This is a genomic window from Thermus sp. H19.2 (assembly GCF_054979525.1).
In genome coordinates this window covers 589917-610390 of record NZ_CM143429.1, presented here as the reverse complement: position 1 = coordinate 610390, position 20474 = coordinate 589917, and the positions used below count along the sequence as shown (strand labels likewise).

Annotated in this window: 19 protein-coding genes; 11 read left to right on the top strand and 8 right to left on the bottom strand. The window is 68.9% G+C overall.

All coding sequences use genetic code 11. The features are described 5' to 3' along the window. Nucleotides 1–140 precede the first annotated feature (140 nt). Both aroF and ACY5J6_RS03420 read left to right on the top strand, forming a co-directional pair. Entirely contained in the window at nt 141–1175 is a 1035-nt protein-coding gene (aroF, locus tag ACY5J6_RS03425) for a 3-deoxy-7-phosphoheptulonate synthase (RefSeq protein ID WP_462845954.1), read from the top strand. Then, nucleotides 1172–2251: a prephenate dehydrogenase/arogenate dehydrogenase family protein gene (locus ACY5J6_RS03420; RefSeq protein WP_462845953.1), complete on the top strand. Its 1080-nt coding sequence runs from the start codon at nt 1172–1174 to the stop codon at nt 2249–2251. Before aroF ends, ACY5J6_RS03420 begins: the two co-directional genes overlap by 4 nt. On the opposite strand, the gene ACY5J6_RS03415 is transcribed toward ACY5J6_RS03420, so the two are convergent. The 3 genes from ACY5J6_RS03415 to ACY5J6_RS03405 all read right to left on the bottom strand — a co-directional run bounded on the left by ACY5J6_RS03415 (nt 2243) and on the right by ACY5J6_RS03405 (nt 5112). Next, nucleotides 2243–3190, bottom strand: coding sequence for a GGDEF domain-containing protein (locus tag ACY5J6_RS03415; RefSeq protein ID WP_462845952.1), 948 nt, complete (start codon nt 3188–3190; stop codon nt 2243–2245). The genes ACY5J6_RS03420 and ACY5J6_RS03415 overlap by 9 nt on opposite strands. Before the next feature lie 161 nt (nt 3191–3351). Beyond that, entirely contained in the window at nt 3352–4707 is a 1356-nt protein-coding gene (locus tag ACY5J6_RS03410; RefSeq protein WP_462845951.1) for an FAD-binding oxidoreductase, read from the bottom strand. Between the two features lie 9 nt (nt 4708–4716). Further along, the gene (locus ACY5J6_RS03405) at nt 4717–5112 is read right to left on the bottom strand and encodes a hypothetical protein (RefSeq protein ID WP_462845950.1); all 396 of its coding nucleotides are present in this window, start codon (nt 5110–5112) and stop codon (nt 4717–4719) included. Between the two features lie 135 nt (nt 5113–5247). On the opposite strand from ACY5J6_RS03405, the gene ACY5J6_RS03400 reads away from it, so the two are divergent. Then, nucleotides 5248–5700 (top strand): EVE domain-containing protein, encoded by a 453-nt coding sequence (locus ACY5J6_RS03400; protein ID WP_462845949.1) that lies wholly within the window; start codon nt 5248–5250, stop codon nt 5698–5700. On the opposite strand, the gene pilC is transcribed toward ACY5J6_RS03400, so the two are convergent. Further along, complete coding sequence (gene pilC, locus ACY5J6_RS03395) at nt 5675–6895, bottom strand: type IV pilus assembly protein PilC (RefSeq protein WP_462845948.1); 1221 nt, start codon at nt 6893–6895, stop codon at nt 5675–5677. The two genes, ACY5J6_RS03400 and pilC, sit on opposite strands and share 26 nt — an antisense overlap. Here pilC and ACY5J6_RS03390 point away from each other — a divergent pair. Both ACY5J6_RS03390 and scpB read left to right on the top strand, forming a co-directional pair. Beyond that, nucleotides 6894–7481 carry an L-threonylcarbamoyladenylate synthase gene (locus tag ACY5J6_RS03390; RefSeq protein ID WP_462845947.1) on the top strand — a complete coding sequence of 196 codons (588 nt, stop codon included), beginning with the start codon at nt 6894–6896 and terminating at the stop codon, nt 7479–7481. The two genes, pilC and ACY5J6_RS03390, sit on opposite strands and share 2 nt — an antisense overlap. A 3-nt stretch (nt 7482–7484) precedes the next feature. Further along, a complete protein-coding gene (scpB, locus tag ACY5J6_RS03385) occupies nt 7485–8012 on the top strand; it encodes an SMC-Scp complex subunit ScpB (RefSeq protein ID WP_462845946.1) in 528 nt (175 codons plus the stop codon). On the opposite strand, the gene ACY5J6_RS03380 is transcribed toward scpB, so the two are convergent. Beyond that, nucleotides 7959–9038, bottom strand: coding sequence for a PIG-L deacetylase family protein (locus ACY5J6_RS03380; protein ID WP_462845945.1), 1080 nt, complete (start codon nt 9036–9038; stop codon nt 7959–7961). The genes scpB and ACY5J6_RS03380 overlap by 54 nt on opposite strands. Nucleotides 9039–9061: 23 nt before the next feature. Here ACY5J6_RS03380 and ACY5J6_RS03375 point away from each other — a divergent pair, with 23 nt between their 5' ends. From ACY5J6_RS03375 to ACY5J6_RS03350, 6 genes are all read left to right on the top strand, one after another. Next, on the top strand, nt 9062–9685 hold the full coding sequence (locus ACY5J6_RS03375; protein ID WP_462845944.1) for an N-acetyltransferase family protein: 624 nt from the start codon (nt 9062–9064) through the stop codon (nt 9683–9685). A gap of 23 nt (nt 9686–9708) precedes the next feature. Beyond that, nucleotides 9709–11910, top strand: a complete 2202-nt coding sequence (locus ACY5J6_RS03370; RefSeq protein WP_462845943.1) for a DEAD/DEAH box helicase — start codon at nt 9709–9711, stop codon at nt 11908–11910. A gap of 86 nt (nt 11911–11996) precedes the next feature. After that, nucleotides 11997–12407: a hypothetical protein gene (locus tag ACY5J6_RS03365; protein WP_462845942.1), complete on the top strand. Its 411-nt coding sequence runs from the start codon at nt 11997–11999 to the stop codon at nt 12405–12407. A 1-nt stretch (nt 12408) separates the two neighbouring features. Further along, a complete protein-coding gene (locus ACY5J6_RS03360; RefSeq protein ID WP_462845941.1) occupies nt 12409–14994 on the top strand; it encodes an adenylate/guanylate cyclase domain-containing protein in 2586 nt (861 codons plus the stop codon). After that, nucleotides 14976–16703 carry a DNA primase gene (gene dnaG, locus ACY5J6_RS03355; RefSeq protein WP_462845940.1) on the top strand — a complete coding sequence of 576 codons (1728 nt, stop codon included), beginning with the start codon at nt 14976–14978 and terminating at the stop codon, nt 16701–16703. The genes ACY5J6_RS03360 and dnaG overlap by 19 nt, the downstream gene beginning before the upstream one ends. 40 nt (nt 16704–16743) lie before the next feature. Next, entirely contained in the window at nt 16744–17727 is a 984-nt protein-coding gene (locus ACY5J6_RS03350) for a malate dehydrogenase (RefSeq protein WP_462845939.1), read from the top strand. Nucleotides 17728–17747: 20 nt separating this feature from the next. Here the strand turns inward: ACY5J6_RS03350 and ACY5J6_RS03345 are convergent, their stop codons facing one another. The 3 genes from ACY5J6_RS03345 to ACY5J6_RS03335 all read right to left on the bottom strand — a co-directional run bounded on the left by ACY5J6_RS03345 (nt 17748) and on the right by ACY5J6_RS03335 (nt 20427). Continuing rightward, on the bottom strand, nt 17748–18221 hold the full coding sequence (locus tag ACY5J6_RS03345; RefSeq protein WP_462845938.1) for a phosphoribosyltransferase: 474 nt from the start codon (nt 18219–18221) through the stop codon (nt 17748–17750). Beyond that, entirely contained in the window at nt 18221–19438 is a 1218-nt protein-coding gene (locus tag ACY5J6_RS03340; protein ID WP_462845937.1) for an aspartate kinase, read from the bottom strand. The genes ACY5J6_RS03345 and ACY5J6_RS03340 overlap by 1 nt, the downstream gene beginning before the upstream one ends. Nucleotides 19439–19557: 119 nt before the next feature. Next, nucleotides 19558–20427, bottom strand: coding sequence for an IS110 family RNA-guided transposase (locus ACY5J6_RS03335; protein WP_462846488.1), 870 nt, complete (start codon nt 20425–20427; stop codon nt 19558–19560). Nucleotides 20428–20474: the final 47 nt, after the last annotated feature.

Genomic DNA, 20474 nt, shown 5'->3' with positions numbered 1-20474 from the left:
ACTCTAGGCCAACTATGCGGACCCTAGGGCGCTACTTCGGCTTTTATTACCCCGCCGGGGGCGCCCTGCGGTGCGCGTAGGCCATACCGCACAAAGGGCGCCCCCCAAAGGGGGCGCCCAAAGCTTTTAGGAGGGAAGCCATGCTGATCGTGATGAAGCGGGGGCACACGGAGGAGGAGCTTCAGGAGGTCGTCCGGGAAATAGAGAAGGTGGGCTACCGGCCCCACGTCTCCTGGGGCGTGGAGACCACCCTGGTGGGGGCCATCGGCCGGGGGCCCACCCCCGAGCTCATGGAGCACTTCCGGGCCCTTCCCGGGGTGGCCGAGGTCATCCCCATCTCCAAGCCCTGGAAGCTGGCGAGCCTCGAGGTCCAGCCCTTCCCCACGGTCCTGGAGTTCCCCACAGGGAGAACCGGGGGCGGCCACGTGATGGTGGCGGCAGGGCCCTGTGGAGTGGAGTCCCATGAGCAGACCCTTAGGGCCGCCCGCTACGTGAAGGCCCATGGGGCCCACATGCTCCGGGGCGGGGCCTTCAAGCCGCGCACGAGCCCCTACGCCTTCCAGGGCCTGGGAGTGGAGGGCCTAAAGATCCTCGCCGAGGCCAGAAGGGAAACGGGCCTCCCCATCGTCACCGAGGTCCTCTCCCCGGATCAGGTGGAGCTCGTGGCCGAGTACGCCGACGTCCTCCAGATCGGGGCCAGGAACGCCCAGAACTTCCCCCTCCTCCAGGCGGTGGGCGAGGTGGGCAAGCCCGTCCTCCTCAAGCGGGGGATGAGCATGGCCCTGGAGGAGTTCCTCATGAGCGCGGAGTACGTCCTCTCCCGGGGCAACATGCGGGTCATCCTGGTGGAGCGCGGCATCCGCACCTTTGAGAAGGCCACCCGCTTCACCCTGGACGTCTCCGCCGTGCCCGTCCTCAAGAGCTGGACCCACCTCCCGGTCTGGATAGACCCCTCCCACCCGGCGGGCAAGAGGGACTGGGTCATCCCCTTGGCCTTGGCGGGGCTCGCCGCCGGGGCCGACGGCCTCATCGTGGAAACCCACCCCGAGCCAGAAAAGGCCCTCTCCGACGCCGCCCAACAGCTCCACGAGCACGAGTTCGCCAGGCTCATGGACCAGGTGCGCCGCCTGGTGGCCGCCCTGGACAAGACCCTCTCCACCCCCGTCCTGGGATGAAGCCCCTTTTCGGCAAGGTGGGCGTCTTCGGCGTGGGCCTCCTTGGGGGAAGCGTGGCCCTAGGGCTTAAGGAACGCTTCCTGGCCGAGGAGGTTCACGCCTATGACCAAGACCCTAGGGCCCTGGAGAAGGCCCTCTTCCTGGGCGTGGCCGACCGGGTGCACACCGAGGTGGGCCCCTGGGTGGGGGAGCTTTCCCTGGGGGTCCTGGCCGCCCCCGTGGGGGCGCTAGCCGAGCTGGGGAAGGCCCTCGCCCCCTGGGCCCACCCGGAGAGCCTCTGGACCGACGTAGGAAGCGTCAAGGGGAAGGTGGTGGCCCTCTTGGAAGGCCTCCTCCCCCACTACCTGGGGGGGCACCCCATGGCGGGAAGCGAACGGGCGGGGGTGGAAAACGCCCACGCGGGGCTTCTAGAGAACGCCGTCTGGGTCCTCACCCCCACGGAGAGGACGAGCCCTAAGGCCAAGGAAGGGGTGCGCCAGCTGGTGGAGGCCCTGGGGGCCTACCCCCTCGAGGTCCCCCCCCTCCTCCACGACGAGCTGGTGGCCCGCGTCTCCCACCTCCCCTACCTCCTGGCCCTCGCCCTAAACCGCATGGTGGCGCGAAGCCCCCATCGGGACCTCCTCATCTTCCTGGCGGCGGGGGGCTTCCGCGACCTCACCCGGGTGGCCTCCGGGTCCCCCAGGATGAGCCGGGACATGGTGGTGGAGAACAAGGAGGCCCTGAAGGAGGCCATAGAGGAGCTTAGAGGCGTTCTCCTGGAGCTGGAAGGCCTCCTGGACGAGCCCGAAGGCCTGCTTCAGGCGGCGGAGGAGGCCAAGCGCACCCGGGACAGCCTCCCCATCGTGCGCAGAAGCCTCCTCCCCGAGATGCACGACCTCGTGGTCCAGATGCCGGACCGCCCCGGGGAGATCGCCCGCGTGGCCACCGCCCTCGGCGAGGCCGGGGTGAACATCAAGGACATCGAGGTCCTCACCATCCGGGAGGCCGCGGGGGCCCTCCGCCTCTCCTTCGCCACCCGGGAGGAAAAGGAACGGGCGAGGGCGGTGCTCCAGGAGGCGGGCTACCGCCTACCCTAGCTCCGCGGTGGACCGGACCACCCGGTCCTTGCCCCCTTCCTTGGCCCGGTAGAGGGCCTGGTCCGCCCGGCGGTAGAGGTCCGCAAGGTCCCCCCCATAGGTGGCCACCCCGAGGCTCGCCGTGACCCCCAGGCCCTTTAGGCCCTCCCGAAGCCTTTCCGCCAAGCGCGCTGCCTGCTCTCCATGGGTTTTCGGCAGGAGGAGGGCGAACTCCTCGCCTCCCCACCGCCCCACCAGATCCCCCTTGCGCACGTGGCCCACCAGGTAGCGCCCCACCTCCTTAAGGAGCCTGTCCCCCTCCGGGTGGCCCTTCTCGTCGTTCACCCTCTTGAAATCGTCCAGGTCCAGAAGCACCAGGCTAAAGGGCTCCTCCCCCCGTTCCACCCGGGCCGCCTCCCGCTCCAAGGCCATCTCCAGGGCCCGGCGGTTGGGGAGGCCGGTGAGGGGGTCGGTGAGGGCCTGCTCCTTCCAAAAGCGGGCCTGGCCGTAAAGCTCCCGGAAGCGGGCGAGGAGGAGGGCCAAGGCCAGAAGAACGGGCTGGCTCAGGGCGAAGTGGCCGTAAATGACCCCTTCCCCGTGCCCCAGCCAGAGCGGGAAGAGGGCCAAAGCTCCTCCCCAGAAAGCGCCCGCGAGGAGGGCCCAGGGTAAGGGATAGGCAAAGGCGGAAAGCAGGTACAAGGAGGGCGACCAGAAGCCCACCACCCACCAGGCCTCCCGGACCCGCGCCATCTCAAAGAGGAAGTAGCACCCCAGGGCATGGACCAGCAAGCGGGGCGCCCCCTTGGGCCCCCACCTAAGGGCCGCCAGAAAGAGGAGGCCGAAAAGGGGGTAGGCCCAGCTTTCCCAGCCCCTGGGAGGGCGGGCCAGGAGCTGGAGGCCCACGCCCAGGGGAAGGCCTATCCAGGCAAGCAGGTAAAGGGCCCGGTAAAGCCCTTCCATGTTTCCATTCTCTTCCCCTGGCGGTGAAAGGCGCGTGAAAAGCAACCCTCGGTGCCCGCACGTGGGTTTCGCAACCCGGGATGCCCGAAATAGGGCTAGGAGAGAGCTTTTGGGGTACTTAGGGTGGGGCCCCCGCTCTGGCTTTCGCCAGAGCGGGGTATTTAGGGCAAAACCTTGCCCGGGTTGAAGAGGCCCAGGGGGTCCAGCGCCTCCTTGACCCGGTGGAGCGCCCCCAGGGTCTCGGGGTCCACCGCCTCCAGCATGAAGTCCCGCTTCATGAGTCCGATGCCGTGCTCCCCGGAGAGCACCCCCCCATGCCTTAGCGCCACCCGGGCGATCTCGTGGGCGAGCTCAAAGACCCTCTCCTCGCTTTCCCTCCTGGGGTCAAAGAGGATGTTGGGGTGGAGGTTCCCGTCCCCGATGTGGCCAAACTGCACCACCACGAGGCCGAAGGCCTTTCCCAAGGCCTCGATCTCCCGCACCACCTGGGGCAGGGCCGAGCGGGGCACGGCGATGTCCTCGTTCACCCGCTTGGGGCGGATACGGCCCAGGGCAGGGCTCACCGCCCGCCTGGCCCGCCACAGGGCCTCGGCCTCCGCCTCGGTTCCCGCGCGGACCACCTCGGCCCCATGGCGTCGGGCGCTCGCTTCCACCAGGGAAAGCTCCTCCTCCACGAGCTCCGGCTCGTCCCCGTCCGTTTCCACCAAAAGAAGGGCCCGGCCCCGGGGAAGGCCCATCCTCAGGTAGTCCTCCACGGCGCCCGCGCAGGCCGGGTCCATGAACTCCATGCGGGCCGGCACGGCCCCCAAGGCCACCGCCTCGGAGACCGCCTCGGCCAGGGGCTCCACCCCGGGGAAGTGGGCCAGGAGGGTGGCCCGGTACCGGGGCAAGGGGAGAAGGCGGAGCCTCGCCCCCGTCACCAGGCCCAAGGTCCCCTCCGAGCCGATGAGGAGCCCCGGGAGGTCGTAGGCGGCGCGCCCCTGACGCTGGACCTCTCCCTCGCCGTCCACCCACTCCAGCTCCAGCACGTAGTCCCCGGTGACCCCGTACTTAAAGCAGAGAGGCCCCCCGGCGTTCTCCGCCAGGTTCCCTCCCAGGGTGCTGGTGCGGTAAGAGGCGGGGTCCGGGGGGTAGAAGAGGCCGTAGGGCCTCGCCGCTTCGGAGACCCGGGCCGTGGTCACCCCGGGCTCGGCCCAGGCCGTCTGGGTGTGAGGGTCCACCTCGAGGCGGGTCATGCGGGTGAAGGCCACCACGATGGCCCCCTCCTCCGGGACCGCCCCGCCGGAGAGGCCGCTTCCCGCCCCCCGGGGCACCAGCGCCACCCCGCGCCGCCGGGCCAGGCGGACCAAGAAGGCCACTTCCTCCCGGGTCTCGGGCAGGACCACCGCTAGAGGAGCCTCCCCTACCAGGATGGCGTCGTAGCGGTAGACCTCCTTCTCGGGGCGGGAGAGGAGGGCCCGGGGGCCGAAGAGCGCCTTGAGCTCGTCCAGAATCCCTTGGGCCCGGGAAAGCGCCATGGGCTTAGCCTACCAAGAAGGGTCGCAAAAGAACGTGGAATCGGGCCTCACCACGTTAACGGCGCCCACATAAGGCCCCAAGACGCCGTCCCGCACCCCCCGGACCCAAAGGCGCCTGTCGGGCAGAGGCTCCACCCTGACGCCCTGCACCGCAACCCCCCCCAGCACCCGGCCCTCGGGGCTCACCGTGAGGAAGCCCCGGACCTCGGGGCCGGAGAAAGGTCCCTTCAGGTAGAAGGTTTCCTCCGCCAAGGCCGCGGAAGGGGAGGTCCCATCGGGAACCCAGTAAAACCAAAGCCCGTCCACCCAGCCCTCTAGGGCGAGGCGGTAATCCAGCTGGGTGTTCCCTTGCGCGCAGTAGGTGGGCTGCGTCTCCAAGCGGCTAATCCGGTAAGGTAAGCGCACCTCCACCGTCAGGGTACAGGCAGCGAGCAAGAGGCCGATTCCCCAAAGCCCTAAGCTACGCATACTTCCAACCATAGACTCCTTCATGGCCCTGGGAAGTTGGAAGCGAGTAAATCCGCCTTTAGACTGCGAAGCATGGCCTACTGGCTCCTCAAGTCCGAACCCCAGGTGTACGGCATCGAAGACCTGGAGCGGGAAGGCCGGGCCATCTGGGACGGGGTGCGGAACTACCAGGCCCGGAACTACCTGATGCAGATGAAAGAGGGCGACCTCTGCTTCTTCTACCACTCGGGCACCACCCCCCCGGGGATCGCCGGGCTTTGCCGGGTGGTACGCACCCTCCTCCCCGACCCCACCCAGTTTGACCCGGAAAGCCCCTACTACGACCCCAAGGCCACGCCGGCGAAGCCCCGCTGGTATACGGTGGAGGTGGCCTTCGTGGAGAAATGGTCCCTCATCCCCCTGGCCGAGCTCAAAACCCTCTTTCCCCCAGACCACCCCCTGGTGCGGAGGGGAAACCGGCTTTCCGTGATGCCGGTTCCCCCCGAGGTGGCGGAGAGGCTTATTGCGCGGAGAGGGTCCCGATGATCTTGAAGAGGGGCAGGAACATCCCGGCCACGATCATGCCCACGATGACCCCCAGGAAGATGATCATGAGGGGCTCAATGGCCGCGGTGAGGCTGGCCACCGCTTCGTCCACCTCCCGCTCGTAAAAGTCGGCGATCTTGGAAAGCAAGGTGTCCAAAGCCCCCGTCTCCTCGCCGATGGCCACCATGGAGCTCACCATGGGGGGGAAGACGAAGGGGTGCTGGGCCAGGGTGAGGTTCAAGGGGTCACCCTGCTGGATCTTCAGCTTGGCCCCTTCCACGATCTCCTCCACCACGCTGTTGCCCGCCGTCCCCTTGGTGATGTCCAGGGCCTCCACGATGTTCACCCCGCTTGTGAGGAGGAGGGCCAGGGTGCGGGAGAAGCGGGCCACGGCGGTCTTGCGGTTGAGGTTGCCGAACACCGGCACCCTGAGCTTGATGCGGTCGATGACCCTCCGCCCCTGGGGGGTGCCGTAGTACCAGCGGTAGGCGAAGAAGAGGACCACAAAAAGGAGAAGAAGGGGCAGGGTAGCCGCCCGCAAGAAGTCGGAGAGGGCGATGAGAAAGCGGGTGAGGAGGGGAAGCTCCGAGCCGAGATCGGTGAGGATCTGGGCGAACTGGGGCACAATCCCCGTGAGGAGGAAGTAGGCCACGCCCACGGCGAAGACGAAGACGATGACCGGGTAGGTCATGGCGCTTCGGATCTTGCCCCTTAGCTCCAGCTCCTTCTCCAGAAAGCTCGCCAGCCGGTCCAGGATGAGGTCCAGGCCGCCCGAGGTCTCCCCGGCCCGCACCAGGTTCACGTAGAGGCGGGAGAAGAGCTTGTGCTTGGCGAGAGCGTCGGAGAAGGCCGTGCCCCCTTCTATGTCCGTGCGCACCTGCTTGAGGATCTCCCGGAACTTCTTGTTCTCCGTCTGCCGCTCCAGGATGGCCAGGGACTGGAGGAGGGTGAGGCCCGCCCCCAGCATGGTGGCGAGCTGCCGGGAGAAGATGGCGAGGTCCCGAAGGCCAGGACCCCGCTCCAAAACGGGAAGGCGCACCTCGGCCTGCAGGCCCCGCCCAGGCTCCTTGATCTCGGCCACGAAGAGGCCCCGGTCGCGGAGGAGCCTGGCGGCGGTGCGCAGGTCCTCGGCCTCAATGGTGGCCTCCACCAGGCGGCCCTGACGGTCGCGGGCCTTATACTGGTAAACCGGCATGGTAGCAGTATACCAGGAAGCCCTGGCCAAAGGGGCCGAGGCCCTTAAGGGAGGGGGTTTGGTGGCCTTCCCCACGGACACGGTCTGGGGGGTGTTGGCCCTCATGGAGGACGAGGCCGCCTGCAAGAGGATCTACGAGGTCAAGGGTAGGCTCGAGGACAAGCCCCTTCAGGTGCTGGTGGCGGACCTAGAAAGCGCCCTAAAGCTTGTGGACCTCGGCCTCCTGAAAGAGAAGTTTTTGCGCCTGGCAGGGATCTTCTGGCCGGGGGGGCTCACCGTGGTGGTCCCGGGGAAGGGCATCCCCCCCTGGATCAGCCAAGACGGCTCCGTGGGCCTCAGGATGCCCGCCCACGACCTCCTGCGGGAGCTCCTCCGCCGGGTAGGGGGGCACGCCGCCGCCACCAGCCTAAATAAAAGCGGCGAACCCCCGGTGAGAAGCGAGGCCGAGGCCCGGACCTTCCCCGTGGACTTCGTCTTCCCGGGAGAGGCGGGGGGCCTGGCCTCCAGCGTGGTGGACCTGCGCACCGGGGAAGTCTTGAGGGAAGGGGCCATTCCCAAGGAGGCCCTCCTCCCCTACCTTGCCTAGCCCATGGAAGGGCCCGGCTTGAAGGCAGAGATCCTGGCGGTGCTCTTCGCCGCCGGGAGGCCTGTGCGCCTCAAGGAGCTCAAGGCCCTGGGCCACCCCGAGGAGGCCCTCCTCCGCGCCCTCGAGGCCCTGGAGAAGGACCTCGAGGCCGGCCACCTGGGCGTGGCCCTGGAGCGGGTGGCGGGGGGGTGGCGGCTTTTGGTGCACGAAAAGGTACTCCCGGTGGTGGAAAGGGTCCTCAAACCCACCCCGCCCCGCCTCTCCAAGGCAGCCCTGGAGGTCCTGGCCCTCATCGCCTACCACCAGCCCGTTGCCCGGGCGGAGCTGGAGGCCATGCGGGGAAAGAGCGTGGAAGGGGTCCTGGAAAGCCTCCTGGAGCGGGGCCTTATCCGGGTGGTGGGGGAGAAGGAGTCCCCCGGCCGCCCCAAGCTCTACGGCACCACGGAACGCTTCCTGGAGGTCTTCGGCCTGGAGAGCCTAGAGGACCTCCCGCCCCTCGAGGAGGGCCCACCCCTCCTCCTCCGGGGCTAGGGCCTCCTTGGCGGGAACGGGCAGGGGGCTAAAGAGCTCGTTCTGCCGCACGAAGGCCAAGAGGAAACGGGAAAGAAGCCGCATCTGGCTCCTGTGGGCGCGGATGGCCCTCTCCTTGAGGCCCACCTCCCCCTCGGTGAGGGGGAAGCGGCGCCAGGGAAGCCCCCGCCCCCTGGGCGGGGGATAGAGGGGAAGCCTCGGGTGGAGGCCCTTGGGCAAGGGGTACTGGTAGCCCCCGTGGATGAGGTAGTACTCCAGGCGGCCCTCGAGGCCCAAAAAGGCCGCCGCCTGCATGCCGAAGTAGGCCGTGGCCTGGTGGTCCCGGTGGGCGTCCAGGGGGCTCGGCAGGAGGATCCGGGTGGGCCTAAGGCGCTCCAGAAGCTCCACCAAGGTGGCCTCCAGGGCCTTTCCCGTGTAGGGAAGCCCAAGGCGGTAGCACCCCGGGTAGGCCACGGCCTTGAGGCCCGTGTAGGGGCTCTCGTAGGCCAGGTAGTAGTGGGTGGTGAAGAGGGCGAAAAGCCCCTGGTCCGGAAAGCCCAGAAAATAGGCGCTCTCTCGGGGAAGGCCTAAGGCCTCGAGGCCCCGCCAGGCCTCCACCATCCGCCTCAGGGCCAGGCGGCGCATGGCCTCCTGGGAGGGAAGGGGGCTTCCCGCCGCCAGGTCAAAGGCGTCCCCCGAGGTGAGGTAGACCACGCTCACCCGTCCCCCCCGCTCCCAGGTGCGGCGCATGAGCCCCGCCGCCGCCAGCACCTCGTCGTCGGGATGGGGGGCCAGGACCAGAAGGTGCTCCCCCTGCCCAGGCTCCGGAAAGAGGGGCAGGCGGCGCACCCGAGCCGCGGAGAAGAGGGCGTGGTAGGAGGCGAAGAGGAAACGGCCGTTGATGAAGGCCCAGACCCCCAAGGCCGCCAGGATCACCAGCAAGCGCTCGGTCCATAGGAGCCCCAGCCACAGCCTCAGGGCCTCCCCCACCCCCAGGTAAAGGAGGAGCAAGAGAAGAAGCCACTGCCACGGGGCCAGGCGGCGCACGGAGGCCATTCTAAACTGGAGGCGTGCCCACCCTGCGCCCGGCCCGCCCGGAGGACCTGCCCGCCATCGCCCGCCTCTCCCACAAGACCCTCCTCCTGGGCCGGGAAGGGTCTGGGGTTTTCCCCAGCGAGGCCCTCTGGGGCGAGCTTTTCGTGGCCCCCTACCTGAGGGCCGGGTGCTGCTCCCTGGTGGCCGAGGAGGGGGGCCAGGTGGTGGGGTACATCCTGGGGGCCTGCGCCCTCCTCCCCCTGGCCCTGGCCCTCCTTGCCCGGTTGCCGGGGGTTCTCCTGCGCTTCCTCCTGGGGGGCTACGGCCCCAGGCTTCCCCACCTCCGCTACCTCCTCCGCCTCCTCCTCTTCCCGGGGCCCAAGGCCCCACGGAAGGCCTACCCCGCCCACCTCCACATCGCCGTGGACCCCAAGGCCCAAGGGCGCGGCCTCGGCAGGACCCTCCTGGCCGCTTTCTTGGAGTGTTTAAGGGCAAAAGGGGTCAGGGGGGTGCAGCTTTCCACCACTCGGGCCAACCGGGCAGCCCGCGGGCTCTATAGGAGCCTAGGCTTCCGGGTTTACGCCAAGCGGGCAAGCCCCTTTTGGGCCCCCTACCTGGGCCGCCCCCTGGTCCACGAGGTGTGGGTGAGGGAGGTTTAGGGGGACGGCGTCATAATGAGGGGGTGCTGCCCGAAGCGCTTCGGGGGTTCTCCAGCTACCGGGAGTGGCTGGAGGCGGAGGAGGAGTTCCGGGGGCGGATCGTCTTCGCCCGCCTCCTCCCCCAGAACCCCCCCAGGCCAGCCCCCTACCAGGGGGCCTTCGCCGAGGTGGTCCGGGCCTTGGGGCTTTCGCCCTTCGCCCACCAGGTGGCGGCCCTCAAGGAGGTGGAAGCCGGGAAGAACGTGGTCATGGCCTACTCCACCGCCGCCGGGAAGAGCCTGGTCTTCCAGGTGCCCGTGCTCGAGGCGGCCTTGGAAGGAGGAACCAGCCTCCTCCTCTTCCCCACCAAGGCCCTGGCCCACGACCAGCTGAGGCGCCTTAAGGCCATGGCCCAGACCCTGGGCCTGGAAGGCGTCTTCCCCTACGACGGGGACACCCCCGGGCCCACCCGCAAGGCGGCCCGGGAACGGGGGCTCGTCCTCCTCTCCAACCCGGACATGCTCCACTTCGGCCTCCTTCCCCGGCACGGGGAGTGGGCCTCCTTCCTCTCCCGTCTCCGCTACCTGGTCCTGGACGAGCTCCACGCCTACCGGGGAGTATTCGGCACCCACGTGGCCCTGGTCCTCTTCCGCCTCCTGCGCCTGGCCCGCCGCTACGGGGCGAGCCCCCAGGTCATCGCCGCCAGCGCCACCATCCAAAACCCCAAGGCCCACGCCGAAACCCTCACCGGCCTCCCCTTCGTGGAGCTTCGGGAGGAGGTGGCCCGCTCCGAAAGGGAGCTCCTCGTCCTCCTGCCCAAGCCCCTGGACCGCAAAGGGGAAAGGCGAAGGAGCGCCCTCCTCGAGGCCGCCTACCTGGCCAGGACCCTGGCGGAAGGGGGCCTCAGGGCCCTGGTCTTCGCCAACTCCCGCAAAAGCGCCGAGCTCATCGCCCGCTACGCTGCCCACCCCGGGGTGCGCCCCTACCGGGCGGGCTACACCGCCAAGGACCGGAGGAGGCTGGAGGAGGCCCTGAAGCGGGGAGAGGTGCGGGTCCTGGTCTCCACCAGCGCCCTGGAGCTCGGGGTGGACATCGGGGAGCTGGACGCCGTGGTGCTCGTGGGCTACCCGGGCTCGGTGGCGGGCTTCTGGCAACGGGCGGGGCGGGCCGGCCGGGGAGAAAGGCGGGCCTTGGTGGTCTTCATCCCCCGGGAAGACCCCCTGGACGAGTACTTCCTCCACCGCCCCCACCTCCTCCTGCAAACTCCCCCGGAGGAGGCCGTGGCCGACCCCCAAAACCCCGTCCTCTGCCCCCTCCACCTCCACGCCGCCGCCTGGGAATGGCCCCTCCGGCGGGAAGAGGTCCGCTGCCCGGAGGCCCTCAAGGAGCTCAAGGAGAAGGACGGGCTCTACTACACGCAAAAAAGGCACCCCCACCGGGAGATCGGCCTCCGGGGCCTGGGGGCGACCTTCACCCTGAGGGGCCCTGAAGGGGAGGTGCTGGGCCACCTGGACGAGCGCCAGGCCTACTGGGAGGCCCACCCCGGGGCCATCTACCTGCACCAGGGGGAAAGCTACCTGGTGCGCAACCACGACCCCCTTAGGCGGGAGATCTGGCTGTTGCCCGCCCTGGAGGACTACTACACCGAGCCGCGGGCGGCAACCGACCTGGAGGTGCTCTCGGGGGAGCCCGTGGGCCACGGGGTCTTCGTGGGCCAGGTGGTCCTGCGGGAACGGGTGGTGGGCTACGTGAAGAAGCGCTTCTTCACGGGGAGCGTCCTGGAAGAGGTGCCCCTGGACCTGCCCGAGATCGCCTTCCCCACCGAGGCCCTCTGGTTTCACCCCAAGGAGGTGGTCCCCCTCCATCGGGTCCCCGGGGGGATCCACGCCCTGGAGCACGCCCTGATCGGCCTCCTTCCCCTCTTCGTGCTGGCGGAGAGGCAGGACATCGGGGGGTTTTCCTATCCCTTTTACCCCAGGCCTCTGCCCTCGGGGGGAGGGCCCACGGTGTTCATCTACGACGGCTACCCGGGCGGCGTGGGCTACGTCCGGGCCGCCGCCCGGCGCTTCCCGGAGTGGCTTCGGGCCGCCTTGGAACTCCTCAAGGCCTGCCCCTGCGAGGAAGGGTGCCCCCGGTGTGTCCTCTCCCCCAAGTGCGGCAACGGCAACCAGTACCTGGACAAGGAGGCCGCCCTCCTCCTGGCCGCCCACCTCGCCCTCTCCCTCCCGGCCCGGGCGGTGCACTAGGTACCCCACCGCGGCGGGGGCCCCCAAGCCCTGGTTCGGGTACCCCATGTTGCGAGATCCCGGCCTGGGCGCGTAGACTTTTACCCATGACCGGCCCAAAGCGGGCCATAGAGGAAAGCCCCGAGGCCTTTTACCAGCGCTTCCAGGCCCACGCCTTCGAGGTCCACCTCTTCCCCGAGCCTTGGGGAAGCCCCCTGGTGGAGGTCCTTTACGGGGAGCATTTGGTCTACGCCTTTGACCGGGGAGCCCTCCCGGCCCCCGCGGGCCGGGTAAAGGCCCTTCTCCACGGGGTGGCGCGGGAGGTCCAACCCCTGGAAGGGAGGCCTTTTCTGCGGCGGGAAGGCCCCACCTACCGCCTGGGGGGGAGGGCAGAAGCCCTGGGGGAGGGGTTTTACCTCCTGGAGGCTCCTGTGCCCGTGCTGGTCTACGGGGAAGCCCCCTTGCCCCAGGAGGCCGAGGTCCTCCTCTGGCCTCCTTTGATGCTCTTCCGGGAGTGAGATGCGCTGCGCCTGCGGGCAGAAAAACCCCCCCGAGGCCCGGTTCTGCATGGCCTGCGGCCGGGCCTTGGAAGCCCTCCTGCCCGAGGAACGGCGCCACGTGAGCGTGGTCTTCTTTGACCTGGTGGCCTCCAGCGAGGGCTTCCGGGAGGGCCTGGCCCCGGCCTACCAGCGCCTCCAGGGGGCCCTGGAGGAGGCCGCCCGGGTGGCCCGGGCCCACGGGGGCTTCGTCCACCGCTTCCTGGGGGACGGGATCCTGGTCCTCTTCGGGGCCCCCAGGGCCAGGGGGCGGGAACCTTGGCGGGCCTTGGGGGCCGCCCTGGAGATGGTGGCCGCCTCCCCCTTCCCCGCCCGGGCGGGGGTGGCGAGCGGCCTCACCCTCTGGGCCCCTTTGGGAAGCGGCCAGGCGGGGGAACCCACCGCCGTGGGCCCCCCGGTGGTCCTGGCGGAACGGCTGAGCAAGTTGGCCGCCCCCGGCGAGGTCCTCACCGACGCCGCCACCCTGGCCCTGGCCCCCGGCACCGAGGCCGAGCCCCTAGGCCCCATGGAGGTCAAGGGCCTGGGAAGGGTGGAGGTGGCCCGGGTCCACCGGGTGCGCCCCGACCTAGGCCCGGAGGGGAGAGCCCTTTTGGCCCAACTCCGCCAGGCCTTGGCCCGGCCTCCCGGCCGCCTCAACCTGGTGGGCCCCCCGGGAAGCGGCAAGACCCTCCTCCTGGAAAGCCTCCTCGAGGAACCCTTCCCCTTCCCGGTGGTGGTCCTGGAGCGCATGGGCCCGGAAACCCCCCTTCGGGCCAGCCTGCGGGAAGCGGTGGAAAGGGCCTTGGGAGCGCCCGAAGCCGTGGTGGAACGGGCGGGGCTCCCGGAGGGGCTCGCCTTGGCCTGGCGCTACAGCCTGGGGCTGGCCCCAAGGCCCTCCTGGAGCCGGGAAGCCCTGGAAGGGGCCATCCTCGAGGCCTGGCGGCGGGTGCTCTTGCGCCTGCCCGGGCCCCTCCTCCTGGTCCTGAAGGACCTGCACTGCCCTGACCCCACCCTGGCCCGGCTCCTCCCCCACCCCTTTCCCCGCCTCCTCCTTCTGGCGGAAAGCCGCACGCCCCTCTTCGCCCCCACCCTGGCCCTCCCCGGCCCCAAGGAACCCCTCCTCCTCGCCCTCCAGCCCGCCCTGGACGCCCTGCCCGCCCGGGAGCGCCAGGCCCTCCTGGCCTGGGGGGTGCTGGGAGGGGTCCCGGAAGAGGTCCTGGAAGCCCTGGTGGGGCGCTTCTCCCGGGAGCGGTTGGAGCGGGAGGGCCTGTTGCAAGGGGGAAGACCCCTCCCCGAGGTGGCCCGGGCCGCCCGAACCCTGATGCCCGAGGAGAAGGCGCGGGCCTGGCACCGGGAAGCCGCGGACCTCCTAAGGCAGAAGGGCGACCTCCTGGCCATGGCCCACCACCTCCAAGGGGCGGGGGAGGCCCGCAAGGCCGCCCACGTCTACCGCCTCCTGGCCCAGGAAGCCTGGCGGAAAGGCCACCCGGAAGAGGCCCTTCCCCTCTACGGGAAGGCCCTGGAGGCCGACCCCTCCTTGCGGGAGTTCCTGGAAGCGGAGCGCCAGGACGTCCTGGCCTCCTTGGGCCTGGCCGAGGAGGCCCCGGGAGGCCCCCGCTCCCAGGACCCGGTGCTCCAAGCCTTCAAGGCGGCCCAAGGGCCTTGGGCGCTCCTTCCCCTGCTTCCGGGGCTCAAGCCCTACCCCCTGGAGGAAGCCCAGGCCCGCCTGGCCCTGGCGGGAGCCTTCTGGCGGGCCTTCCAGCCCCGGCAGGCCCTGGAGGTCCTGGAGGCCTTGCCTCCCCAGGCCCCTCCCGCCTTGAGGCTCCACGGGCGGAGCCTGAAGGCGGGCCTCCTCATGGACCTGGGGCGCTACGAAGAGGCCGAGGCCCTCCTGGAGGCCAAGGAGGAGGGGGACCTCGAGGCCCAGGCCCGCTTCCACGCCACCCGGCTCCGCCTCCTCATGGAAACGGGCCGCCTGGAGGAGGCCCTGGCCGAGGGGGAGGCCGCCTACCGAGAAACCCCCCACCCCTGGCTCGCCGCCGCCCTCCTCACCGCCTGGACCCTAAAGGGAAGGCTCCAGGAGCACCTCCTGGAGGAGGCCCGAAAGCACCAGGACGGCCGGGGTCTGGCCCTTCTGGCCCTGGCCCACCACCGCTGGCTTTGGGGACAAAACCCCAAGCCCTTTCTGAAGGAAGCCCTCCGGGAGGCCAGGCGGCTTTCCAACCCCTACGTGCACCACCTGGCCCTCACCTCCCTGGCCCTCTACCACTGGCCCCAAAGCCCCCAAAAGGCCCGGGTGCTCTCCCAGCACCTCCTCTACCAGACCCAACGCACCGGCTTCCTGGTCCACCTGGAGGTGGCCCGGCTCCTCCGGGCCCAGCTCCTCCTGGAAGAGGGGGAACGGGTGGACCACCTCCTGGGCTTCGCCCCCTCGGTGCCCCTCACGGCCTCCTGGAAGGCGGCCTTGGCGGGGGAAGAACCCCTTGACCTCCGGGGGTACGGTATGCTGGGAAGGTGGGTCCGCCAGCTTTGGCGTAGGCGGAGGGGAGCATGGACGGGGAGGCCATAGAGGCCATCAAACGCCGCCTCTCCCTGAAGGAGGTGGTTTCCCGCTACGTGGCCCTGAAGCCCGCGGGCCGCGGGCGTTGGAAGGGGCTTTGCCCCTTTCACCAGGAGAGGACCCCCTCCTTCTACGTGGACGAGGAGAAGGGCCTCTTCCACTGCTTCGGCTGCAAGGCCGGGGGCGACCTCATCGCCTTCGTGGAGAGGATAGAGGGCCTGGACTTCCAGGCCGCCCTGGAGCGCCTGGCGGAGGAGGCCGGGGTGGAACTCGCAAGGCGGGGAGGCCCCGGGCCCCGCAAAGAGCTTTTGCAGGTCCTCAAGCTGGCCCAGGCCTACTTCCAAGAGGGGCTTGCCGCCCATCCGGAGGCCCGGGCGTACCTGGAGGGGCGGGGCCTCACCCCGGAAAGCCTCTCCCGCTTTGGCCTGGGCTACGCCCCCCCCAAGGCGGAAGGCCTCCTCGCCTACCTCGCCCGCCACGGGGTAAGCCCGGAGGAGGGCCTCAAGGCGGGGGTACTGGCGGAACGGGACGGGCGCTTCTTTGACCGCTTCCGCCACCGCATCACCTTCCCCATCAAGGACCACCTGGGGCGCATCGTGGCCTTCACGGGAAGGGCCTTGGGGGACGAGCTTCCCAAGTACCTGAACTCCCCGGAAACCCCCCTCTTCCGCAAGCGGGAGGTGCTCTTCGCCTACCCCGAGGCCAAAGCCCACCTACGGGAGGGGCGGGCCATCGTGGTGGAGGGGCTTTTTGACGCCATCGCCCTCCACCAGATGGGCTTCCCCGAGACCGTGGCCGTCTTGGGCTCGGGGCTTTCCGAGGAGCAGGCCCGGCTCCTCAAGGCCCAGGAGGTGCGGGAGGTCTACTTGGCCTTTGACGCCGACGAGGCCGGGCAAAAGGCCACCCTGCAGAGCCTGGACCTGGAGATGGCCCGGCAGTTCCTCTTTTACGCCGTGCGCCTCCCCGCCAAGGACCCCGGGGAGCTTCTCCTCCACCCCGAGGGCCCCGCCCTCTTCCAACGGGCCCTGGAGGTAGCCCTCCCCGAGGTGGAGTTCCGCTTCCAGGAGGCGGTGAGGGGCCTGGACCTTTCCCGCCCCGAACACAAGCGGAAGGTCCTGGAAACCCTCACCCCCAGGATGCTCTCCCCCGAGCCCTTCGACCCCGTGGCGGAAAGGCTCAAGGCCCTGGTGGTGGAACGCCTGGGCCTCTCCCCAAAGGAGCTGGACGAGTACCTCCGAAGCCGCCGCCGGGGCAAGCCCCCCCCGCCCCCGCCCCCCAAGGCCGAGCCCAAAAACCGCGCCCTTCTCCTGGAGCTGGACATCATCGCCCTCCTCCTCTCCCTCCCCCAGGAGCGCCTCTTGGACTGGGTGCTCTACGTATCCGACCACGTCTGGCCTCCGGAAGGCTCCCTCCTGGGGGAGTTCTTAGAGCTCGCCCGAAAGGAGCCCCGCAAGGACTACCTGCGCCAGGTTCTAAGCCGCAAGGAGGCCGGGGGTATCCTCTTTGAGCGGCTCATGATGGCCCCCGAGGTGGAGGAGGCCCGCCTCCCCGAGGTGACGGAAAAGGCCCTGGCCCGCCTGCGGGAGGCCTATTACCTGGAAAGGCGAGCCAAGCTGAAGGAGCTTCTGCAACAAAGCCCTAGCCTGGAGCTTTTACGGGAGATTCAGGAGCTGGACCAAGCCATAGAGGCGGAGAGGCGCATCTACCGAGGCCTCTAGGGGTAAAATGCTCTGGGCGTAGGCCCAAGGGAGGTAGAGGATGAAAAGCCCTGTTCGCGTGGCGGTGACCGGCGCCGCAGGCCAGATCGGCTACAGCCTCCTCTTCCGCATCGCCGCGGGAGAGATGCTGGACAAGGATCAGCCCGTGATCCTGCAGCTTCTGGAGATCCCCCAGGCCATGAGAGCCCTGGAGGGGGTCATCATGGAGCTGGAGGACTGCGCCTTTCCCCTCCTGACGGGGATAGAGGCCAGCGACGACCCCAAGGTGGCCTTCAGGGACGCCGACTACGCCCTTCTGGTGGGGGCGGCTCCCAGGAAAGCGGGCATGGAGCGGCGGGACCTCCTGGAGACCAACGGCAGGATCTTCACCGAGCAGGGCCGGGCCCTGGCCGAGGTGGCCAAGAAGGAGGTGAAGGTGCTGGTGGTGGGCAACCCCGCCAACACCAACGCCCTCATCGCCTACAAGAACGCCCCGGGCCTGAACCCGAGGAATTTCACCGCCATGACCCGCCTGGACCACAACCGGGCCAAGGCCCAGCTCGCCAAGAAGACGGGGGTCGCTGTGGACCGCATCCGCCGCATCACGGTCTGGGGCAACCACTCCTCCACCATGTTCCCCGATCTCTTCCACGCCGAGGTGGACGGCAAACCCGCCCTGGAGCTGGTGGACATGGAGTGGTACGAGAAGACCTTCATCCCCACCGTGGCGGGGCGGGGCGCGGCCATCATCCAGGCCCGGGGGGCTTCTAGCGCCGCCAGCGCCGCCAACGCCGCCATAGAGCACATCCGCGACTGGGCCCTGGGCACCCCGGAGGGGGACTGGGTCTCCATGGCCGTCCCCTCCCAGGGGGAGTACGGCATCCCCGAGGGGATCGTCTACTCCTTCCCCGTAACCGCCAAAGGGGGAAGCTACCGGATCGTGGAGGGCCTGGAAGTGGGCGAGTTCGCCCGGAAGCGCATGGAGATCACCACAAAGGAGCTTCTGGAGGAGATGGAGCAGGTGAAGGCCCTGGGGCTGATCTGAACCCCGTCAGGGTGGGGCCCCTAAGCGGGGCCCTTTCCCCACCAGGCCTCCGGGGCCCAAGGGTAAACCACCCAGGCCTCGGTCTCCTCGGCGTAAAAGTCCGGGCGGTCCGGCACCCGGTTCCGCCCCGGCTTGAAGTGGAGGGTGGCCACCCGGGGAACCCCTCCCGCCTGCCGCACCCGGGCCTTCACGGCGAAGGCCGTGCGCCCCGAGTCCCAGACGTCGTCCACCACCAAGACCCGCTTGCCGAAGAGCAGGGGGTCCGGGGGAAACTGCAGGAAGACGGGCTCGGGCAGGGTGGCCTCTTCCTCGTAAAACATTACCGCCGCCGTGAGGATCTCCCGCAGGGAAAGGGCCTGGGCCAGGAGGGCGGTGGGGATCAGGCCGCCACGGGCAATGCCCAAAAGCAGGTCAAACTCCTCACCCAGGAGGGCGAGGGCCAGGCGGCGCACCAGGCCGAGGAGGTCCTCCCAGGAGAGAAAAACCCGCTCCATCAGGGCCTGTCCAGCTCAAAGGCCTGGTGGACGGCCCTTAGGGCGGCCTCGGCGTACCTCTCAGGGACGATCACCGAGATGCGCACCTCGCTGGTGGCGATCATCTCGATGTTGGCCCCCACGGAGGCCACCGCCTGGAACATCCTGGCGGGGATCTCCGGGGCCGAGGCCAGGCCCACCCCCACGATGGACACCTTGGCGATGTCGGGCCTCAGCACCGCCTCGCCCCCGATCTCCGAGAGGACGGGCTCTAAGGCCTCCAGGGCTTCCTGGGCGAAGTCCTTCTTCACCGTAAAGGCCATCTGCTGCCTCGAGGGGTCGTGGCCGGGTACCCCCTGGATGATCATGTCCACGGCGATGCCCCGATCGGCCAGGGCCTGGAAGACCTTGGCGGCGATGCCCGGCTGGTCCGGTATGCCCACGAGTCCGATCTGGGCGTGGTCCAGGTCCAAAGCCGCCCCCGTCACCGTCTTGCCCATTTCCATAGCCACCTCCTTTACCAGGGTACCGGGGTTGTAGGAGAAGCTAGAGCGCACGTGAAGGACCACCCCGTAGCGCTTGGCGTAGTAGACCGCCCGGGGGTGGAGGACCCTGGCCCCCAAGGCGGCCATCTCCAGCATCTGGTCGTAGCCGATGACCTCTAGCTTCCTGGCCTCGGGGATGAGGTGGGGGTCCGTGGTGTAGACCCCTTCGGTGTCCGTGTAGATCTCGCACTCCTTGGCCCCCAGGGCGGCGGCGATGGCCACGGCGGTGGTGTCCGACCCCCCCCGGCCCAAGGTGGTGATCTCCCCCTCTTCCGTGGTCCCCATGAAGCCGGCGATCACCGCCACGAAGCCCTGGTCCAGGGCCTCCCGGATGCGCCTCGGGTCCACCTCCAGGATGCGGGCGTCCCCGTAGCGGCCGTCGGTGGTGATGCCGATCTGGTGCTGGACGAAGCCTTTGGCCGGGATGCCCATGGCCCAAAGCTGCATGGAAAGGAGGGCCACGGAGACCTGCTCCCCGGTGGTGGTGAGGAGGTCAAGCTCGCGGAAGGGCGGTCTGGGGTTCACCCGCTTGGCCAAGGCGATGAGCTCGTCGGTGGTGTGGCCCATGGCCGAGACCACCACCGCAAGCTGGTGCCCCTTCTCCCGGTAGTGGGCGATGCGCTGGGCTACTTTATGGATCCGCTCCAGATCTCCCACCGAGGTGCCGCCGTACTTTTGAACCACCAGGGCCACGCTTCCCTCCTTCCCCGCCCAGGGGCGGTTTGAAAGGGAATATTAGCACATTTGCCCTTCCTCCCCAAGCCCCGTATCCTCCCAACCCCCGACTTGTCAAGCACCCCACCTAGCCATCCCTAGGTACACCGGACTACCACCGCCCAGGCCGCACGAGCCAGCCTATTGGCGACAGCAGTAATCGCATGCTTCTTGGGCTTGCCGGACTGAAGCAAACGGGCTACCAGAGAAGCGTAGGGGTCCACACGACTAGCGTGAAGGGCCGCCATCCAGAAAGCCCCTCGAAGAGGAGCAGGACCCATGCGGGAAATGGTAGCCCGCTCAGGCAACTGACCCGACTGGTGCACCCTCGGAGTCAGCCCGGTATAAGCGGCATATGCACGGGCAGAACGGAAGCGGCGAAGGTCCCCAGAATAAGCCAGGATGGTGAGGGCTATGGAAGAACCTATGCCGGGCAGGGTCTGAAGAGCCTGAAAGTGCCTCCACGCCTCGGGGTCAGTCCTGAGCAGAGAAAGCGCCATGCCCTCAACCTCCTCCCGAAGAGAAGCCAGAGCCTCGGGAACCCGCTCAACCAACCCCAGGCCCTCAGGCCAGGCATACTGCCAGGCATGCAAGCGGTTGAGAACGGCCACGCGCTGAGCGACCAGTCCACGAGCGAAGCGGACCAGAAGGCCCACCTGATAGAGCACGTCCTTAGTAGGCTCATACGGCTCAAGGTCAGCATGCCGCTCAGCCAAGAAGCGAGCGATTAGGCGAGCGTCAGCCCGGTCAGTCTTGGCACGGCGAAGGAGGGACCGGGCATAGCTCTTCACTGCCAGAGGGTTGAGCAAGTAGACCTTGAAGCCCGAGCGATGAAGGGCATAGGCTAGAGGGCGACCATAGACCCCCGTAGCCTCGAAGCCCACTATGGCCCCAGGAGGAAGCCGACGAAGCAGGTCAGGAATGCCCTCGGGATTAGGGAACTGAAGGACCTCGGAACCCAGGGCCACGTCCAAACGGCGAGCACTCACATCCACGCCAACGAAGACCACACACA

Coding starts and splice junctions, on each gene's coding strand:
- aroF (WP_462845954.1), top strand. CDS start 141: ATGCTGATCGTGATGAAGCGGGGGCACACGGAGGAGGAGCTTCAGGAG.
- ACY5J6_RS03420 (WP_462845953.1), top strand. CDS start 1,172: ATGAAGCCCCTTTTCGGCAAGGTGGGCGTCTTCGGCGTGGGCCTCCTT.
- ACY5J6_RS03415 (WP_462845952.1), bottom strand. CDS start 3,190: ATGGAAGGGCTTTACCGGGCCCTTTACCTGCTTGCCTGGATAGGCCTT.
- ACY5J6_RS03410 (WP_462845951.1), bottom strand. CDS start 4,707: ATGGCGCTTTCCCGGGCCCAAGGGATTCTGGACGAGCTCAAGGCGCTC.
- ACY5J6_RS03400 (WP_462845949.1), top strand. CDS start 5,248: ATGGCCTACTGGCTCCTCAAGTCCGAACCCCAGGTGTACGGCATCGAA.
- ACY5J6_RS03390 (WP_462845947.1), top strand. CDS start 6,894: ATGGTAGCAGTATACCAGGAAGCCCTGGCCAAAGGGGCCGAGGCCCTT.
- pilC (WP_462845948.1), bottom strand. CDS start 6,895: ATGCCGGTTTACCAGTATAAGGCCCGCGACCGTCAGGGCCGCCTGGTG.
- scpB (WP_462845946.1), top strand. CDS start 7,485: ATGGAAGGGCCCGGCTTGAAGGCAGAGATCCTGGCGGTGCTCTTCGCC.
- ACY5J6_RS03365 (WP_462845942.1), top strand. CDS start 11,997: ATGACCGGCCCAAAGCGGGCCATAGAGGAAAGCCCCGAGGCCTTTTAC.
- ACY5J6_RS03360 (WP_462845941.1), top strand. CDS start 12,409: ATGCGCTGCGCCTGCGGGCAGAAAAACCCCCCCGAGGCCCGGTTCTGC.
- dnaG (WP_462845940.1), top strand. CDS start 14,976: ATGGACGGGGAGGCCATAGAGGCCATCAAACGCCGCCTCTCCCTGAAG.
- ACY5J6_RS03350 (WP_462845939.1), top strand. CDS start 16,744: ATGAAAAGCCCTGTTCGCGTGGCGGTGACCGGCGCCGCAGGCCAGATC.
- ACY5J6_RS03345 (WP_462845938.1), bottom strand. CDS start 18,221: ATGGAGCGGGTTTTTCTCTCCTGGGAGGACCTCCTCGGCCTGGTGCGC.